The 17,936-nt window shown below is 61.6% G+C and carries 20 protein-coding genes; 5 read left to right on the forward strand and 15 right to left on the reverse strand.

Annotation, left to right across the window (positions count from 1 at the left end; genetic code table 11):
- Positions 1 to 590 (reverse strand): LD-carboxypeptidase (locus AACZ55_RS10860; protein WP_339646021.1); only part of this gene is annotated, 590 nt, incomplete at its 3' end.
- Positions 587 to 1,594 carry an NAD(P)H-quinone oxidoreductase gene (locus AACZ55_RS10865; protein WP_339646023.1) on the reverse strand — a complete coding sequence of 336 codons (1,008 nt, stop codon included), beginning with the start codon at positions 1,592 to 1,594 and terminating at the stop codon, positions 587 to 589. The genes AACZ55_RS10865 and AACZ55_RS10860, both read right to left, overlap by 4 nt.
- Positions 1,595 to 1,651: 57 nt before the next feature.
- On the opposite strand from AACZ55_RS10865, the gene AACZ55_RS10870 reads away from it, so the two are divergent.
- Positions 1,652 to 1,834, forward strand: coding sequence for a DUF1192 domain-containing protein (locus AACZ55_RS10870; RefSeq protein WP_339646025.1), 183 nt, complete (start codon positions 1,652 to 1,654; stop codon positions 1,832 to 1,834).
- 339 nt (positions 1,835 to 2,173) lie between these two features.
- On the forward strand, positions 2,174 to 2,683 hold the full coding sequence (locus tag AACZ55_RS10875) for a DUF1465 family protein (protein ID WP_338610632.1): 510 nt from the start codon (positions 2,174 to 2,176) through the stop codon (positions 2,681 to 2,683).
- A gap of 66 nt (positions 2,684 to 2,749) precedes the next feature.
- Here the strand turns inward: AACZ55_RS10875 and rpmE are convergent, their stop codons facing one another.
- Positions 2,750 to 2,974, reverse strand: a complete 225-nt coding sequence (rpmE, locus tag AACZ55_RS10880; RefSeq protein WP_338609416.1) for a 50S ribosomal protein L31 — start codon at positions 2,972 to 2,974, stop codon at positions 2,750 to 2,752.
- 185 nt (positions 2,975 to 3,159) lie between these two features.
- Here rpmE and AACZ55_RS10885 point away from each other — a divergent pair, with 185 nt between their 5' ends.
- Positions 3,160 to 4,998: an ABC transporter transmembrane domain-containing protein gene (locus AACZ55_RS10885; protein ID WP_338609417.1), complete on the forward strand. Its 1,839-nt coding sequence runs from the start codon at positions 3,160 to 3,162 to the stop codon at positions 4,996 to 4,998.
- Between the two features lie 83 nt (positions 4,999 to 5,081).
- On the opposite strand, the gene AACZ55_RS10890 is transcribed toward AACZ55_RS10885, so the two are convergent.
- The 11 genes from AACZ55_RS10890 to tkt form a co-directional block, all read right to left on the reverse strand.
- Positions 5,082 to 5,456, reverse strand: coding sequence for a GFA family protein (locus tag AACZ55_RS10890; RefSeq protein WP_339646027.1), 375 nt, complete (start codon positions 5,454 to 5,456; stop codon positions 5,082 to 5,084).
- Positions 5,457 to 5,467: 11 nt separating this feature from the next.
- Positions 5,468 to 6,496, reverse strand: a complete 1,029-nt coding sequence (locus AACZ55_RS10895) for a peptidoglycan -binding protein (RefSeq protein ID WP_338609419.1) — start codon at positions 6,494 to 6,496, stop codon at positions 5,468 to 5,470.
- A 12-nt stretch (positions 6,497 to 6,508) separates the two neighbouring features.
- Positions 6,509 to 7,513, reverse strand: a complete 1,005-nt coding sequence (locus AACZ55_RS10900; RefSeq protein ID WP_338609421.1) for a flagellar motor protein MotA — start codon at positions 7,511 to 7,513, stop codon at positions 6,509 to 6,511.
- A 123-nt stretch (positions 7,514 to 7,636) separates the two neighbouring features.
- Positions 7,637 to 8,428: an inositol monophosphatase family protein gene (locus tag AACZ55_RS10905; RefSeq protein ID WP_339646030.1), complete on the reverse strand. Its 792-nt coding sequence runs from the start codon at positions 8,426 to 8,428 to the stop codon at positions 7,637 to 7,639.
- A 137-nt stretch (positions 8,429 to 8,565) separates the two neighbouring features.
- Positions 8,566 to 9,129, reverse strand: coding sequence for an elongation factor P (gene efp / locus AACZ55_RS10910; RefSeq protein ID WP_338609425.1), 564 nt, complete (start codon positions 9,127 to 9,129; stop codon positions 8,566 to 8,568).
- 119 nt (positions 9,130 to 9,248) lie between these two features.
- The gene (locus AACZ55_RS10915) at positions 9,249 to 10,313 is read right to left on the reverse strand and encodes a tetratricopeptide repeat protein (protein WP_339646032.1); all 1,065 of its coding nucleotides are present in this window, start codon (positions 10,311 to 10,313) and stop codon (positions 9,249 to 9,251) included.
- Positions 10,310 to 10,849, reverse strand: coding sequence for a thiamine phosphate synthase (locus AACZ55_RS10920; RefSeq protein ID WP_339646034.1), 540 nt, complete (start codon positions 10,847 to 10,849; stop codon positions 10,310 to 10,312). The genes AACZ55_RS10915 and AACZ55_RS10920 overlap by 4 nt, the downstream gene beginning before the upstream one ends.
- A gap of 146 nt (positions 10,850 to 10,995) precedes the next feature.
- The gene (locus AACZ55_RS10925; protein WP_339646036.1) at positions 10,996 to 12,018 is read right to left on the reverse strand and encodes a class I fructose-bisphosphate aldolase; all 1,023 of its coding nucleotides are present in this window, start codon (positions 12,016 to 12,018) and stop codon (positions 10,996 to 10,998) included.
- 116 nt (positions 12,019 to 12,134) lie between these two features.
- The gene (locus AACZ55_RS10930; RefSeq protein WP_339646038.1) at positions 12,135 to 13,340 is read right to left on the reverse strand and encodes a phosphoglycerate kinase; all 1,206 of its coding nucleotides are present in this window, start codon (positions 13,338 to 13,340) and stop codon (positions 12,135 to 12,137) included.
- A 123-nt stretch (positions 13,341 to 13,463) separates the two neighbouring features.
- A complete protein-coding gene (gap, locus tag AACZ55_RS10935) occupies positions 13,464 to 14,471 on the reverse strand; it encodes a type I glyceraldehyde-3-phosphate dehydrogenase (protein ID WP_338609430.1) in 1,008 nt (335 codons plus the stop codon).
- A gap of 80 nt (positions 14,472 to 14,551) precedes the next feature.
- Positions 14,552 to 16,531: a transketolase gene (tkt, locus tag AACZ55_RS10940; RefSeq protein ID WP_339646040.1), complete on the reverse strand. Its 1,980-nt coding sequence runs from the start codon at positions 16,529 to 16,531 to the stop codon at positions 14,552 to 14,554.
- Positions 16,532 to 16,739: 208 nt separating this feature from the next.
- Between tkt and AACZ55_RS10945 the strand changes: the two genes are divergently transcribed.
- Positions 16,740 to 17,015 (forward strand): DUF4164 family protein, encoded by a 276-nt coding sequence (locus AACZ55_RS10945; protein WP_339646042.1) that lies wholly within the window; start codon positions 16,740 to 16,742, stop codon positions 17,013 to 17,015.
- Positions 17,002 to 17,391, forward strand: a complete 390-nt coding sequence (locus tag AACZ55_RS10950) for a cell division protein ZapA (RefSeq protein ID WP_338609435.1) — start codon at positions 17,002 to 17,004, stop codon at positions 17,389 to 17,391. Before AACZ55_RS10945 ends, AACZ55_RS10950 begins: the two co-directional genes overlap by 14 nt.
- Positions 17,392 to 17,458: 67 nt before the next feature.
- On the opposite strand, the gene AACZ55_RS10955 is transcribed toward AACZ55_RS10950, so the two are convergent.
- The coding region (locus AACZ55_RS10955) for a DinB family protein (RefSeq protein WP_339646044.1) at positions 17,459 to 17,936 on the reverse strand (478 nt) is incomplete at its 5' end.

Below are 17,936 nucleotides of genomic sequence, written 5' to 3' on the forward strand. Positions count from 1 at the left end.
CGGGGTCGGATCTGGTTTTGGGGATCGGACCAGTCGAGTAGCTGGTCGGTCCACCCTTCGGTGCTCCAGGGCAGGGCGTGCGCGCTTCCTTCCATCGCCACTGCGCGGAACGATGCCTCTGTGGTGGGAGAGATTCCATCGTTCTCGGCAAAGCCCGACATCACTGATGGGCCGTAAAGGCTCTGCAAGCCGGCCCTGAGGCAGGCGAAATGGATTGCAGTGGTATCTGAATAGCCAATCAGCAGCTTGGGATTGGCGGCGACCACTGCCAGGTCAAGAAATGGTTCGAGCCTGACGGCATCATCGCCGCCGATGGAGGCGAACACGCCCTTGATGCCGGGATCGGAAAAGGCAGCCATGATGTCGTCGGCGCGGGCGGAAGGGTTCGCCGCCAACCAGTCCGCATCGGCACGGGCGTGGGGCATCTCGACGATTTCAAATCCAAATCGCTCCCGCAGGCAGGAAAGCCCGGCCTCGTAGCGATGGGGAAAGACCGATGGGCCGCCCCAACTTGGCGAGACGATTGCTATGGTATCGCCTGGTGAAAGGCGCGGAGGTATGACGAGTGGGGTGGGCCAGTTAAGGGTCATGAGTCCTTGCCGACCGTCAGGACAATCTTGCCGTAATGGTCGGGGGCTTCCATGGCGCGGTGGGCATCGGCGGCGTTTTTAAGGGGGAAGGACGTGATGCGCGGCGGCACGATTTTTCCCGCCTGGATGGCCGGCCAAATCCTGGTCTCGAGGCCCTGGGCAAACCGGGCCTTGGTCGCTGCAGGTTGTGGGCGCAGGGTCGATCCCGAAAGGGTCAGCGCATTCATCAGAACCAGGCCCAGATTGATCTCGGCTTTGGCGCCTCCCCGGATTGCCAGCTGAATGACATGGCCGCCATAGGCGCAGGCCTTGAGGTTGCGATTGGCGTACGCGCCGCCGATAATGTCGATGACGATGTCGGCACCCCGGCCCTCGGTGAGGGTTTTGGTGCGCTCGATGAAGTCCTCGCTGGTGTAATCGATCGTATGGGCGGCGCCCATGCTTTGGGCATAGCTGGCCTTTTGAGCGCTGGAGGTCGTTGCGATGGCTGTCGCACCAAAGAGGCGGCAAAGCTGGATGGCGCTGGCGCCGATCCCGCCTGATCCCCCATGAATCAGAACGGTCTGACCGCTTGCCAGCCCCGCCCGTTCGACAAGCGTTTGCTGGAGAGTAAAAAAGGTTTCCGGCAGCGTTGCCGCTTCGATATGTGACCAGTTTTCGGGCTTGGGCAGAACCTGACCGGCGGGCACGGCCACATAGGCCGCATAACCACCACCGTTGCAGAGCGCCACAACCTCATCGCCGAGGGCAAACCGGGTTTCGCCTTCTCCGAGAGCCGCCACGACACCGGAGACTTCGAGGCCGGGGAGCGGGGAGGAATCGGCGGGCGGCGGATAAGCGCCCTGTCTTTGGGAGATGTCGGGTCCGTTGACCCCGGCCGCCGCGACGGCAATGAGCACTTCGCCCGGTGCGGGCGAGGGTGTGGGAACACTTATCGGCTTGAGAACCTCGGGGCCACCTGGCTCGGAGATTTCGATGGCTTGCATCTGATCTTGAATAGTCATGGACGCCATCTTAATCGCACGCCACAATGGGCCAAGAGTAAATTTGAGGAGATCAGCATGGAAGACGATGCCCCACGCCGCATGCCGGTCCACGAGGTTGGCATGCCTCTCGACACACTGTCGGTCGACGAACTTGAGGATCGGATCGAAATTTTGAAGGCCGAAATTGTTCGTCTTGAAACGGCCATCCAGGGCAAGACGGCAAGCCGCGATGCGGCCGATGCGGTGTTCAAATTCTAGGAGCTGCAGAAAAGCGAGGAGCGATGGTCACCTGCCGGTAAGGTTAAAAAAGCGAGTCGCGTTAAGGAAAATTTTACGGGTTCGGTTTAGGTTTTCATCATCCAGTTTGCGCTGGAGTTTTTCAGAGCGGTTCCTTCCCTCTGTTTGACGCCTCCCTGTTAACTTTCGAGAGCCGTTTGCTTGACGGCTCTTTTTTCTTTTCTGGGGCAGGCGATCGCCGGAACCAAATTGCGTTAAGGCTAGTTGCAACTCCTCGGCGGCCCGTGATGACGGGATGGCCAAAAACGCATAGACTGCGCCCGAAGAATCCAGAGTGTTCGAGGAGTGCCCGTGGACGATATGAAGTCCCCCAGCGATGCCGTCGCATTGACACCCAGGCTGCTGACATCGGGCGGGTTCGATCTGCTCTATCGCGAGGGCATGACCCTGATCGAGGAGGTCGCGGCCTATCTCGACGGCGAGGGGCGGGGCGAGAGCAAAGGGCTCAGCAGGGATGCCGCTTTCCTCTATGCCACCGAGAGCATGCGGCTGACCACGCGGCTGATGCAGCTTGCCTCATGGTTGTTGCTGCAGCGCGCCGTCAACGAGGGCGAGATATCGCCTGAACAGGCGCGCAGTGAAAAATCCAAGGTCAAGTTCTCGGCGCTGCCCTCCGATCGCGGTGGTCCGGGCTGGGATGACATTCCCGAAACCATGAAAGCCTATATCGCCAAGGGCGATCGGCTGTTCGAGCGCGTCGTCAAGTTCGATCGTATCGAGCGTGGAGAGGATTTGCCCCCCGAGCCGGAAGGCGAAAATGCCTTGTCGGCCCAGATGGACCGACTCAAGGCGGCTTTCGGCGGTCGCTAAGCTGGCAGGCGAAAACAAAAAGCCCGGCGCGATTGGCCGGGCTTTTGTCTTAAAAGTGTTGGATTGTTACGAACCCAGGATGCCCTTGAACTTTTCCTTGAAGCGCGACACGCGGCCGCCACGGTCGACGAGCTTGCCCTGACCGCCGGTCCAGGCCGGGTGAGTCGTGGGGTCGATGTCGAGGGTCAGCTTGTCGCCTTCCTTGCCGTAGGTCGAACGGGTCTGGTATTCGGTCCCGTCGGTCATCGCTACGGTGATGAAGTGGTAGTCGGGGTGGATGTCTTTTTTCATTGGATCGGGCCCTAAATCAAACGGGCGCTACCGCGCCCAGACGAAACGTCTCGCAAATTCGTTGGCGGCCTTTTACAGAATGCAGCGCCACAGCGCAAGGGGCGGCATGAAGGCACATCGGCGGCATGCAAACTTGCCCCGAGGCCGGTCAGGGACTATCTAGGCCCAAACAGGAATAACCCGCCATGTCGGAAACCGCTGCCAATCCCACCCCAAACGATGCCGAAAGCGAAGTGCCGCGTCTCAAGGCCGGCGCCCAGGCGTCCTCGCTCAAGCCGTTGAGCCGGCTTATGCCGTATCTGGGGCGCTATCCCTTGCGGCTGGTGCTGACGCTGGCCTTTCTTTTGATCGCGGCGATTGCTTCTCTGTCGATTCCCTATTTCGCCGGCAGTTTCATCGACGAAGGGTTCGTTACTGAAAATTTCGAGATCGTTTCCTCCTATGCGTGGCTGATTATCGTCATCGGCGCGGTCATGGCGATTTCGGCGGGGGCGCGATTTTATCTGATCTCGGTGATCGGCGAACGGGTGATCGCCGATTTGCGCCAGGACGTTTTCAACCATTTGCTGACCCTTGATGCGACGTTTTTCGACGTCAACCGGGTGGGCGAGTTGACCTCGCGTCTCAACGCCGACGTTGCTGTGATCCGCAGCGCAGTGGGATCGTCCGCGTCGCTGGCGCTGCGCTCGCTGATCCTGATGATCGGTGCGCTGTTGATGATGTTTTTGACCAATTTCCAGCTTGCGCTGGGGGTTATCGTGGTCATTCCCATCATCGTGTTCCCGCTCGTTGCCATGGGGCGGCGGATGAAAAACGTGTCACGGGTGACCCAGGATACGTTGGCCGATCTTTCGGCCATGGTTACCGAGACGCTGTCCTCGGTCAAAACCGTCAAGTCCTTCGTGCAGGAGGAAAGCCAGCAACAGCTTTTCCAGGGCTATGCGGAAACCACCTATCGGGCCGAGCTCAAGCGGCTTCTGACGCGCTCGCTGCTCATCGGGATTGTGATGTTTGTCACCATGTCGGCGCTGGTGGTGCTGGTCTGGCTGGGCAGCCAGGCCGTGTTTGCGGGGATGATCAGTGTTGGCGAGGTCGTCCAGTTCGCCATCTATGCGGTGATTGCCACAAGTGCGCTCACCAATATGAGCGACCTGTTTGGCACGCTCCAGCAAGTGTCGGGGGCCACCGAGCGGCTGATCGAATTGCTCGATACGCGCTCGAGCCTGCCGATCCGTCCCGATCCGGTGGCCATGCCTGTGCCGCCATTGGGCAAGGTGGCGTTCGAGGGCGTCGATTTCTCCTATATGACGCGCGACGATGCGCCGATCCTCTCGCAATTGTCCTTTGCCGTCGAGCCGGGTGAAACCGTGGCGCTTGTCGGCGCGTCGGGAGCAGGAAAATCGACGGTTTTTGCGCTGTTGCAGCGGTTCTACGACGTCAATTCGGGCGCCATCATCGTCGACGGTGTCGATGTGCGCGATGCCGATCCGGCCGATCTGCGCCAGCGGTTTGCCTCGGTCGATCAGGAGCCGGTGATCTTTGCCGGCTCGATCACCGATAATATCCGCTTTGCCAAGCCCGATGCCACGATGGCGGAAATTCGCACCGCGGCCGATGCGGCGTTGGTGACCGGGTTTGTCGAAGACCTCCCCAAAGGGTTCGATACGCTGGTGGGCGAGCGCGGTGTCATGCTGTCTGGTGGGCAAAAGCAGCGGGTGGCAATTGCCCGGGCGTTGCTCAAGGATGCGCCGATCCTGTTGCTCGACGAGGCGACGAGCGCACTCGATGCGCAGAGCGAGCATCTCGTCCAGCAGGCGCTCGAACGCCTTATGGAAGGACGGACCACGCTGGTCATTGCCCACCGGCTGGCGACGATCCGCAACGCCGACCGCATCCTGGTGCTCGAAAAAGGGCAGTTGATCGACGAGGGAACGCACGGCCAATTGGTCAAGAAGGGCGGCCGTTACGCCGAGTTGGCCAAGCTCCAGTTCCGGCTCAACGAGGAGGCTCTGGCGGCAGGTTAGAGCGTATCCGGCAAAAGCATGTCCTCGACGCGATCGGGGTTGGAAACGGCTTTTGCGGATTGGGCGCGCGAGAGGCCCGCGCCCTATTGCTCGCGATCGCGTTCGTAGTGTGCCGTGAGCGGGAAGACCGGCAACCAGGCCTCGCGCCGGATCGTCCAGTTCTCATAGATGGGTGTAAAAAGGTCTGGCGTGTCCAGAATGCCCAGATGCACTTCGATCTCGTCGCCCGACCGGGCAAAGACGGACGAGCCGCAGCGCGGACAGAAGTGGCGGCCCTGATAGGCTTGGGTCTGCCCGGCAATACTCACTGCATCCTGGGCGAAGATCGCGGCGGCGTAAAACAACGCGCCGTGATGCTTGCGACAATCGAGGCAATGGCACAGGCCCACCCGGTCAGGTTTGCCGTTGGCGGTGATCTTGACCGCACCGCACAGGCATTGGCCGGTGACCTGCTCCATGGCGAATGTCTCTAGGCCTCGGTCAGCTTGAATTCGATACGCCGGTTGCGGCGGTAGGCCTCGTCGTTGTCGGCAGGGTCAAGAGGGGCATATTCACCGAACCCTGCTGCCACCAGCCGATTGGGCGACACACCCTGTTCGACCAAAAGCTTGGCGACCGAAATAGCGCGCGCCGCCGAAAGCTCCCAGTTCGAAGGGAACTGGGGGGTTGAAATCGGGCGGCGGTCGGTGTGTCCATCGATGCGCAACACCCAGGGAATGTCGGCGGGAATTTCGGTTTCCAGCTCGAGAATGGCATCGGCGAGCGCGCTGATCTGGGATTGTCCCTCGGTGGAAATCTGGGCCTGTCCGGCGTCAAAAAGAACTTCGGACTGGAAGACGAAACGATCGCCAACCACCTGCACGTCGGACCGTCCTTCAAGGATTTCGCGCAAGCGGCCGAAAAAATCCGAGCGGTAGCGCGAAAGGTCCTGCACACGCTGGGCGAGGGCGAGGTTGAGACGGCGCCCCAGATCGGCGATCTGGGTGCGGCTCTCGGTGTCGCGCAGTTCGGACGCCTCCAGTGCCGCTTCGAGGGCACCGATCTGCTGGCGTAACGCGGCAAGCTGCTGGTTGAGCAGGGCGACCTGCGCCTGGGCTTCCGAGGACAGCTCGCGCTCTTCGGACAATTCGGTTTCGAGCCCGGCGATGGTGGAATCATAATCGGCGATGCCATCGCCCAGCCCGGCCAACTGGTCTTGCAGGCTGTCGCGCTCGGCCTCGACGCCGGAAAGCGTTGCCGAGAGCGAGGAAATGGAAAGCTCGAGTTCCTCGGAATTGGCGCGTTCGAGCTGGAGCAGTTCGGTCAACTCGGCAATCTGGGCATTGAGCCGGGACAGTGCCGTGTCGCGGCCAAGGATTTCCTGGTTAAGGAAGAACTGGGCGATCATGAACAGTGAGAGCAGGAAGATGATGACCAGCAACAGGCTCGACAGCGCGTCGACATAGCCGGGCCAGTAGCTGGGGCGTTCAGCAGAAGAGCGTCCGCGGACGAGTGCCATGGGCGAGGGGTCCTAGTTCTGGCCGTCGCGGGGACGGTCATTGTCCTGCAACAGGGTGTCGATCAGCGTCGTGAGACGCTTGTTGACCTCGGCCTGTTCGGCGATGTGGGCGCGCAGATCTTCCTGTTCGGCCCTTATGTGCTTGACCAGCCCGTCGATTCCCTTGGCCAGCTCGGCCATGGCGCGAATGGCGTTCTGGGAGGAGTTCTGGGTCTGCATCGTCGCGCCGAGCCGTTCGAACATCTGCTGCATTTCGGGGCCGGATACGCCGAAATTGTTGGCCTGCATTGTGGCGATGGGATGATCGAGTTCGGTCATCGAACTCATCCAGTCCTCGAGATCGGTATAGAAAGCGTTCTGGGCCTGGCCGGCCTGCAGGTCCAAAAACCCCAGCACCAGAGATCCTGACAGGCCGAACAGCGAGGACGCAAAGGCGATCGACATGCCGCCCAGCGGGGCCTCGAGCCCATCCTTGAGATTGCCGAAGATGTTTGTGGTGTCGCCCGATGTGACGTCGAGGTTCTGAATGACGCCGGAGACGGCGCCCACTGTCTGGAGCAGGCCGTAGAATGTGCCGAGCAGGCCCAGGAAGACCAGCAGGCCGGTAAGATAGCGCGCCGTATCCTTGGCTTCATCGAGCCGGATGCCCACCGAATCAAGGATCGAACGCATGGAAGCGGGGGTAATCACCGTCTCGCCGAGGCGGTCGCGCATGATCGCAGCGACGGGCGCAAGCAGGACGGGCGCGCGGCGCAATTGGCCGGCATTGCCCTCCTGGAGCGAATTGACCCAATTGACCTCGGGGAACAGGCGGATCACCTGCCGGAAGGACAGGATGATGCCGACCAGCAGAACGAACAGGATCATGCCGTTGATGAACGGGTTGGACCAGAACGCGTCGAGCAGTTGCGGCAGAAGGATGATCGCCACCATCGCCACGAGGACGAGGAAAATCACCATCTTGATGAGATAGACCGAAGGATTGGCGAGGCGATACGGGTCGTATGATTGCGTCATAAAGGGCCGGCTCCTGGCAGCGCTGCCGGTCAAGTGACCGGCCAGCGTGTCAAATTTGCGCCAGCTTAGTCAGACCATGGTGACCTGACAATGACTTGAGCGATGGTTAAGGAAAAGTGACCTCTATTTCACCGACTGGATGGCCTTGAGCAGTTCGCGCTGGATAAGCTCGTTGCCGGCGACCACTTCGCCCTTGGCAACCGCATCATTGCCACCGGCAAAGTCGGTCAGGAAGCCGCCGGCTTCCTTGACAACCAGCAGGCCCGGCGCGACGTCCCAGGGCTTCAGGCCCGCTTCCCAGACCCCGTCGAACCGCCCGGCGGCCAGCCATGCCAGATCCATCGAGATCGAGCCAGAGCGCCGGATACCCGAAACGGCGGGGGTGATGTGAGCCAGCTGGCGCAATTGCAATGCGTCGAGCGCCCGGCCCTGCGAGTTGATGCCCGTGCACATGAGCGCTTCGGAAAGATGCTTGCGGCCGGCAACGCGCAGGCGGCGGTTGTTGAGCCAGGCGCCATTGCCCTTTTCGGCGGTGAACAATTCGTCCATCACCGGGTTGTAGATGACCGAGGAGACGATCTCGTCATTGCGTTCGAGCGCGATGGCGACGGCAAAAATGGGCACGCCGTGCAGGAAATTGGTCGTCCCGTCGATGGGGTCGACGATCCAGCGGTGCATACCGTCGGTACCCTTGATTTCCCCGCCTTCTTCCATGAGGAAGGAATAGGTGGGACGGGCCTTCATCAACTCGTCCATGACGACCTTTTCGGAGCGCTTGTCGGCAACCGAAACGTAATCGGCCGGCCCTTTGCGCGAGACCTGCAGGTTTTCGACTTCGCCGAAATCGCGGATCAGGCCCCTGCCGGCTTTCATGGCTGTGTTGACCATGATGTTCATCAGCGCTGAGCGAGCCATGATAGTATCCTTTACGCTTGTCTCTGTACCGGCTGGCAGGCGATTGTGCGGTGCTCTCTAGCACGCGCTGCCGTGCAGTCAAAGAAAACACCCTCCCTTGACGGGGAGGGCGGGGAAATTGCGGAGGTGGCCGAAAATCAATCCGCGCGGCGGATATAGGTCACTTCAGTGGTATCGACGATGATCTTCTGGCCGATGCCGACAAAGGGCGGGACCATTGTCTTGACGCCGTTTTCGAGCGTTGCGGGCTTGAAGGAATTGGCCGCCGTCTGGCCCTTGACCACCGGCTCGGTGTCGGTGACTTCGAGGGTCACCTGCGCGGGAAGCTGCACGCCAAGGGGCGTCTCTTCGTACATTTCGACGGTCACCATCATGCCATCCTGAAGGAAGGCGGCGCGCTCGCCGACGAAGTCGGTGGCCAGTTCGATCTGCTCGTAGCTTTCGGTGTTCATGAACACCAGAGCGTCGCCCTGGGCATAAAGATACTGGAAATCGCGCTGTTCGAGCGTCACGCGCTCGACCGTCTCGGCCGAACGGAAGCGTTCGTTGAGCTTGGTGGTGCCCTGAATGGCCTTGAGTTCGACCTGCGCATAGGCGCCGCCCTTGCCGGGCTTGACGTGATCGACCTTGACCGCGACCCAGAGGCGGTCCTGATGCATGATCACGTTGCCGGGACGGATTTCGTTACCGTTGATCTTCATTGCAAAAAAACTTTTCGTTGCTGCGCCCGCGCGGAAGGGCGCTCAGGGCCGATAATACTGGTGGGCTGGCTTTTGCCCCAGAACGGGGCGGTTTTCAAGCCATAGAACGTTTTGGCCGATCATCGGGAGTCGGTAAGCCCGTCGAGAAGAATGGGCGGGGTATCCAGGGTATTGGGAAGCGAGACCCCGGCGGGGGCCTGCCCGGTATCGGCAGCGGCATTTTCCGAGGGTGGAACGCCGGGCCAATAGCGGGCCCGTTCTTCGGCACGGGCGAGGGTCTCCGGGGCGATGCCGCGCAGCATCTGTTCGAGTGCGTCCTCGGTCAAACCCTGCCTGCGGGCCAGGGTGCGGTACATGGCGGCGGTCTCGATATCTTCGGCGACACCTTCGGCAGCGGCCAGCATCATCGCGTAGCGCACCTGACCCACTGCATTTCCGGCCTCGGCGGCGCGGCCATACCAGCGCGCAGCGCCCTGGGCATCGCGGGTGCCGTCACGGGCACCCATATAGAGCAAGGTTGCGTATTCGACCTGGGCTTCGGGCAGGCCCTGTTCGGCGGCCATTTCGAGGAGATCGAGTGCCCCGGCGGTATCGGGCGCGACCCCGGCGCCCTCGAGCAGCATGATGGCATAGTCATATTGCGCTTCGGGAAGCCCCGCTTCGGCCGCCTCCCCGATCAACTCGGCCGCCTGGACGAGACTGGGTTCGGCATAGGTTCCCTCCACATGGAGCAGGCCCAGATTGTACTTGGCCGCCATATGCCCGCCATCGGCGGCCTTTTGGAACAGCGCGGCGGCGCGTTCGCGATTGCGTGGCACGCCAGTGCCGGTCTGATAGATCATGGCGAGCTGGAACGTCGCCTGAATGTCACCGTTCTGGTCGGCCTGGGCGTACCAGGTGATGGCGCGCGGGATATCCTGTGGCACGCCGAGCCCATTGGCGTGGATTTCCGCGATCAGGGTCTGCGCCACGGCATCGCCGGTCGCGGCGCGACGTTCGGCCAGCCGCAGGGCGGTCAGATAGTAGCCGCGCTGGAAGGCGCCATAGGCCAGATCGACGCCCTCGGGCGGGTTGAGCAGCATGCGCGAGATGTCGAGTGCTTCGTCCATCTGCTGGCTCTGGGCAACGGCTAAGACGGGGGAGAGCGCGATAAGCCCGGCAAGGAGTGTTGCTGACAGTCTCATGTGGCGTCTCCGGGGGCGATCTTGTCCCAGTCGGCCTGCACGAATGCGGCAAATTCGGATTTGAGGCCGGAGAGATCCTGTGAGAGGTCGGCGCAAAAAACCGAGGGCACCTCGAAGGTTTCGGCCCACCAATCGGCCATCTCGCGCCCGTCGACATCGGTGCGGTCGCCAAACATTAAATAGTCGATATCGAGCTCGCCCCGGGTCATGGCCTCGTGTCGCGAGCCGATATCGCCGGTGCCCACGATGAAATCGGGCTTGAGTGCGTCCAACGCTTCGCGCAGTGCCTTGATGCCGCCCGACATGTGCACGCCATCCACATAGGCTTTCCTGACCAGATCGGGCCGGTTGTCGAGCAGTACGGCGCAATTGGTTTTCTGAGCGATTTTGGCCAGCGTCTTTGCACGGTCGGTATAGGCGAAATCGTCCTCCTCGCCAGCCTTGAGCAACAGCGCCGCAGCCGGCACGCGTGCCAAAGTCGCTTCGAGCCGTTCAACATCGATCTCCGGCTCTGCAATCAGGAATATTTCTGCCATGGTGCCCCAGTCGTTTCGCTCCCCTTTGCCGCCAAACAATGACAAAAAAAGGGACGCTGCGTCGATACAGCGTCCCTTTGCGTATGGGAAGACTATTCGGCAGTACGATGCCAGCGCTTTTCCGGCCTTGCCGCCGGAAAAACCGTTCAGGCCGCCCTGTCGAGTTCGGGAGCCCACCGGCCCAGCGAGGCCAGCGAATTCATCCTGGCGCGGTGGATGAACGCGCGGCGTCCAGCTTCGACATTTTCGGCCTTGCCGCCCCAGGTCTGAAGCGCTTCGGCCTGCAAAGCACGGCCGTAGGAAAAGGTCAGCGCCCAGGGCAGCTTGCCGATATTGTGCATGGCCGAGAGATTGGCGCTGGCCTGTTCGGAGGTCTGGCCGCCCGAAAGGAAAGCGATACCGGGAACGATGGAGGGCACAGTGGCCTTCAGCGTCCGTACCGTGCGTTCGGCGACCTCTTCGATGGAGACCTTGGGGCCGTTGACGCCGGGGATCACCATGTTGGGTTTCAAGATCATCCCATCGAGCGCCACACCGGCCATGCGCAGCTGTTCGAAGACTTCGCCGAGCGTGTCGGTGGTGACTTTTTCGCAGGTTTCGATCGTGTGGTTGCCGGGCTTGCCGTCGGCCAGTACTTCGGGTTCGACGATCGGCACGATGCCCGCTTCCTGGCAGAGCGCCGCATAGCGGGCGAGGGCATGGGCGTTGGCGTGGACCGAAGCGCGGGTGGGCTTGTTTTCGCCGATGCCGATGACGCCGCGCCATTTGGCAAAGGCGGCGCCGATCCGTGCGTATTCGGCGAGGCGGTCGCGCAGGCCATCGAGGCCTTCGGTCACCGTCTCATCGATATAGCCGGGCATGGGCTTGGCGCCGGTATCGACCTTGATGCCGGGCAGGCAGTTGGTGGCGCGGAGCATGTCGACGAAGGGCGTGCCATCGGCGGCTGATTGGCGGATCGTTTCGTCAAACAGGATGACGCCGGAAATATAGTCGGTCATCGCTTCGGTGGCGCCGAACAGCATCTCGCGATAGTCGCGACGATTTGTTTCGGTCGATTCCAGGGAGATGGAATCGAAGCGTTTCTTGATGGTGCCGGTCGATTCGTCGGCGGCCAGGATGCCCTTGCCGGGCGCAACGAGCTGGTTGGCGATCTCGCTCAGTCGAGACATCGGACGCTAAACCCCATGGATGTGAATGTGGGGCTAAAATACCCGAACGTCACGGTCACAATCGATTAGACGTTCGGGTATAGAACGAAGGGATTAGGCGGGCGTTGTCTGTTTACTCAACGGGGTTTGAGTGCATCCACGCCCGGAAGCGGTTTGCCTTCCATCCATTCGAGAAAGGCGCCACCGGCAGTCGAGACATAGGTGAAGCTGTCCTTGACCCCGGCATGGGCCAGGGCCGCGACGGTATCGCCACCACCCGCGACCGAAGTCAGAAGCCCTTTTTTGGTGCGTTCGGCGGTGTATTTGGCAATCTCGACGGTTGCCGTGTCGAATGGATGCATCTCGAAGGCACCCAGTGGGCCGTTCCAGACGACGGTTTTGGCTTCGTTGATCGCGGTCTTGATCTTTTCGACCGATTGCGGCCCGGCGTCGAGCACCATGCCGTCCTTGTCGATGGCGTCGAGCCCATAAACGCGGCTTGGCGTATCGGCCTTGAAATGCCAGGCGACGACGCCGTCGATAGGCAGGATGATGGCGCAGCGGGCTTCTTCGGCCTTGTCCATTATGCGCAGCGCGGTTTCCTTGAGGTCGCGTTCGCACAGCGATTTGCCCACGTCATAGCCCAGCGCGTAGATGAAGGTGTTGGCCATGCCGCCGCCGATCACCAGCGCCTCGACCCGTGTGACGAGATTTTCGAGCAGGTCGATCTTGGTGGAGACCTTGGCGCCGCCGACGATGGCGATGACCGGCTTTGCCGGATTGCCCAGCCCGGCTTCGAGCGCCTTGAGTTCGGCTTCCATGGCACGGCCGGCGGCGGCGGGCAGGGCGTGCGCCAGGCCTTCGGTCGAGGCATGGGCGCGGTGGGCCGCCGAAAAGGCATCGTTGACATAGAGGTCACCCAGCGAAGCCATGGTGGCGACCAGTTCGGGATCGTTGGCCTCCTCGCCGGGATGGAAGCGGGTGTTTTCCATGAGCACCACCGAACCGGCTTCGGCGCTTTGAATCACCTTCTTTGCATCGGAGATATCGGACCAGTCGGTGGACGCGAAATGGACCGGCTTGCCGATGATCTTGTGCAGGGCGCTCACCACCACCTTGAGGCTCATGTCGGGATCGACCTTGCCCTTGGGGCGTCCGAAATGGGCAAGAAGGATTGGCAAACCGCCCTTGTTGGCGATCTCCTGGATGGTGTGGGCCACACGCTCGACGCGGGTGGCGTCGCTCACCTTGCCATCCTTGACGGGCACGTTGAGGTCGACGCGGACAAGCACGCGTTTCCCGTCGAGGTCGAAATCGTCAAGGGTCTTGAAGGCGGCAGTCATGGTCGCATCCATCCGGTCTGGAATTCGAAAGGTCCCCTCGGCCATCACAGTGGCTCAAGGGCGGGCGATAGGCAAGAAAAAGGCGCTCCGAACGGAGCGCCCTTCGATTGGCAATCGTTGGGCTCAGAGCACCTTGCCAAACGCCACGGCGGTGTCGCTCATGCGGTTGGAGAACCCCCATTCATTGTCGTACCAGGACAGGATACGCACGAAAGTGCCTTCCATGACCTTGGTCTGGTCCATGTGAAAGATCGAGGAATGGGGATCGTGGTTGAAATCGGTCGACACCAGCTTTTCGTTGGTAAATCCCAGGATACCCTTGAGCTTGCCCTCGGCAGCGGTCTTGATCGCCGTGTTGATTTCCTCGACCGAAGTTGTCCTTTTGGCGATGAACTTGAAGTCCACCACCGACACATTGGGGGTCGGCACGCGGATCGAGGTGCCGTCGAGCTTACCATTGAGTTCGGGCAACACCAGGCCCACGGCCTTGGCGGCGCCCGTGGTGGTGGGGATCATCGAGAGCGCCGCGGCGCGACCGCGATAGAGATCCTTGTGCATGGTGTCGAGCGTGGGCTGGTCACCGGTGTAGGAGTGGATCGTGGTCATGAAGCCTTTTTCGATGCCCACGGCTTCATTGAGGACATAGGCGACCGGGGCCAGGCAGTTGGTGGTGCACGAGGCGTTCGAGATCACCGAATGCTCGGGCGAAAGCTTGTCGTGGTTGACGCCATAGACCACCGTCAGGTCCGCGCCTTCGGCGGGTGCCGAAACGATCACTTTCTTGGCGCCGGCTTCGAGATGGGCCGAGGCCTTTTCCTTGGAGGTAAAAATGCCCGTGCATTCCATCACGATATCGACGCCCATCTCCCCATGAGGCAGTTCGGCAGGATTGCGTACGGCAGTCACCTTGATCGGGCCACGGCCCACGTCGATCGTATCGCCTGAAACCGTCACGGTGCCGGGAAAGCGGCCATGCACCGAATCGTAGCGGATCAGGTGGGCATTGGTTTCCACCGGCCCGAGGTCGTTGATGGCAACGACCTCGATGTCGGTGCGGCCGGATTCGATGATGGCGCGCAGGACGTTGCGGCCGATGCGGCCAAATCCGTTGATGGCGACGCGGACGGTCATGGAGCTACTCCTTGAGTATGGATATGCCGAACGGGAGGAAAAAGGGGCGCTGAACACGCCCCTCGGGATTTGAAAGTCTCTTAAAGTTGGGCTTTGGCCGCTTCAACAGCGGCTTTGGTTGTAATACCGAAGTGGTTGTAGAGCGCGTTGATCTCGCCCGAGGCACCGAACCCGGTCATGCCGACAAAGCGGCCCTTCTCGCCGAGGAATTTGGACCACCCCATCTCGATGCCCGCCTCGATGGCGACGCGGGCCCGCGCCTTGCCAAACACCGTACGCTTGTAATCTTCGGACTGGGCCCAAAACAATTCCATCGAAGGCACCGATACCGCGCGGGCCGAAATGCCCTCGTCGGTCAGCTCCTTGGCGGCTTCGACGGCAAGCTGGGTTTCCGAGCCGGTGCCGAAGATGACGACGTCGGCGTCCTTGTCACCCCAGATCGAATACGCGCCGCGCAGGCACTGGTTGTCTTTGGAGTATTCGGTGCGCAATGCCGGCAGGTTCTGGCGCGAAAGCGCGAGCACCGAAGGCTGCTTGAAGCGTTCGAGGGCGATTTCCCAGCATTCGGCCGCTTCCATGGCGTCGGCGGGGCGGAAGACCAGAAGGCCGGGGATGGCCCTGAGGGCTGCCAGATGTTCGACCGGCTGATGGGTCGGCCCGTCTTCGCCCAGACCGATGGAATCATGGGTCATGACGAGCCCGACCCGGATGCCCATCAGGGCGGCAAGCCGGATCGAAGGGCGGCAGTAGTCGGTAAAGGTCAGAAAGGTGCCGCCATAGGGGTAGAGCCCGCCATGGAGCGCAATTCCGTTCATGGCCGAAACCATGCCGTGCTCGCGGATACCGTAATGGACATAGCGGCCCGAATAATCGTTGGCGGTCAGCGGCAGGGTCTGGGAGGTATTGGTATTGTTCGAGCCGGTCAGATCGGCCGAACCACCGAGGGTTTCGGGCATGGCGCCATTGATGACTTCGAGCGCCTTCTGGGAGGAGGCGCGGGTGGCGAGCTTGGGCTTTTCCTCGGCGAGCTTGTGCTTGTAGCTGGCCATCGCCGTCTTGAGCGCTTCAGGCAGATCGCCGCGCATGCGGCGCTCGAATTCGCCCTTGGTCTCGGCATCTGCGGCATTGAGGCGTTCGGTCCAGGCGCTGCGCGCCTTGGTGCCGCGGTTGCCCGCAAGCCGCCAGGCGTCCATCAAATCTTCGGGCACCTCGAACGGGCCGTATTTCCAGCCGAGCTCGGCCTTGGCCAGTGCAATTTCGTCGGTTCCGAGCGGGGAGCCGTGCGCCTTGGCGGTGCCGGCCTTGTTGGGCGAACCGAAGCCGATCGTGGTCTTGGCGGCAATGAGCGTCGGCTTGTCGGACTTCTGGGCGTCCTTTAGTGCCTTTTCGATCTGGTCGGGATCGTGACCGTCGATTTCCATCGTGTTCCAGCCGACAGCCTTGAAGCGGGCGATCTGGTCGGTGGAATCGGCCATCGAGACCTTGCCGTCGATGGTGATGTCGTTGTTGTCCCAGATGACGATAAGCTTGTTGAGTTTCAGATGCCCGGCCAGCGAGATCGATTCCTGGGAAATGCCTTCCATAAGGCACCCGTCACCGGCATAGACGTAGGTGAAATGGTTGACCAGATCATCGCCGTATTCGGCGTTGAGATGGGCTTCGGCGATCGCCATGCCGACCGAATTGCCAAGGCCCTGGCCCAGCGGCCCCGTGGTGGTTTCGATGCCATCGGCGTGGCCGTATTCGGGATGGCCGGCAGTCTTGTAACCGAGCTGGCGGAAATTTTTGATGTCGTCGAGCGTCATGTCCTCGTAGCCCAGAAGGTAAAGCGAGGAATAAAGCAGCATCGAACCGTGGCCCGCCGAGAGCACGAACCGGTCACGGTCCGGCCAGTGGGGGGCCTTGGGGTCGAATTTCATGATCTTGGTGAACAGCACGGTGGCGATGTCGGCGCCGCCCATGGGCAGTCCCGGATGGCCGGAATTGGCGGCCTGCACGGCGTCCATGGAAAGGGCGCGAATGGCATTGGCCATGGCATCGTGTTTGGCTCTGTCTGTCATGATATCCCGAAGCGTTCGACGTTAGGAAAAATGGCGATGCGGCGGTCCGCACGAGACGGCCCGGTCGCGCGAGGCAGACACATAACAGGTCCGGTTAACGAGTCAATGTCGGGGCCGTCTTGCCCGGGGGGTGGCGCCCTTGCCATTTCCGCCACTTTTGGGGTTATTGTGGGCACCAGAGGCAATGGATTCGAAGGACGCGCCCAAAGTGACATCGCCATCGACCGGAGAGAGCTTTACCACAGCCATCGAACGGCTCGACCGGGCGCTCAACCGGCTCGACACATCGGTCCGCTCGCTGTCGGGACGGCTGCGCACATCGTCCCAGCTTCAGGCCGACAGCCAGCGGCTGGCCGGAGACCTCGACCGGGCCAATGCGCGGGCCGAACGGCTCGACCAGGCCGCCGAGACGGTTTCCAGGCGCATCGAGGAGGCGATGACCAGCGTGCGTTCAGTGCTCGAAGAGGGAGATGCCCGTGGCTGAAGTCAGCGTCGAAATCAATGGCCGCAAATACCGCATGGCGTGCGAGGACGGGCAGGAAACCCACCTCTCGTCGCTGGCCACCCGATTCAACAGCTATATCGACGATTACAAGGGCACGTTCGGCGAGATCGGCGATAACCGGCTTACGGTCATGGCCGGAATTGCGGTGGTCGATGAGCTTGTCGAGGCCGAGCGCAAGCTCGAGCAGCTGCGGGGCGAACTGCAGACGGTGACCAAGGCGGGCAACGACGTGGCCGCCGAGGCCGAAACCATGGAAAGCAAGTTCGCCGCCAAGCTGGCCGATGTCGCCCGCCGTATCGAATCGATCGCAACCGCCGTCGACGCTGCCGGTCAGGAGCCTCAGGGCAACTCGTGAGCGATCGGGCACAGTCGCCGGCGTGTACTGCGTGCAACGGCTTGGACGGGTTTAAGGCCCTTGCCCGTCAGGGCAGCACGAATGGCAGGTCGGTATCGCCTGTCTTTTCGCCAAACCGGGTGATCAGCGCGTGGACCTGACCGCGGTGGTGGGTCTGGTGATTGAAGATCTGCATGATGAGCAGCGCGCGCGGCTTTGACATGTCACGTCCGACCGCCCCGCTGTGCCAGGACAGATCGCCTGCGATCTCTTCGGGTGTCATGGCATCGGCCCATTCGATCAGGACCTGGTCGAGGTCCTGCCGCTGTGCCCACAGACTGTTGAAGTCCTCGATCATGGTTGCGCTGCGTGCAATTGGCACGTCCGGTGCCTGCGCGGCGCCGAAGCGGGAAAGCCAGATGCGGTCGGCCCAGTAGAGATGAGACAGCGTGCCGTGGATCGATTTCCAGAAAGCCCCCTCGTCTGAGCGGCGCTGAGCATCGGAAAGCCGCAGCGCAGCGCCATAAACGCGGCGGTTGAGTTCGGCATTGTAGCGCGCCATGGTG

The sequence above is a fragment of the uncultured Pelagibacterium sp. genome (assembly GCF_963972885.1).
Lineage (GTDB): Bacteria > Pseudomonadota > Alphaproteobacteria > Rhizobiales > Devosiaceae > Pelagibacterium > Pelagibacterium nitratireducens.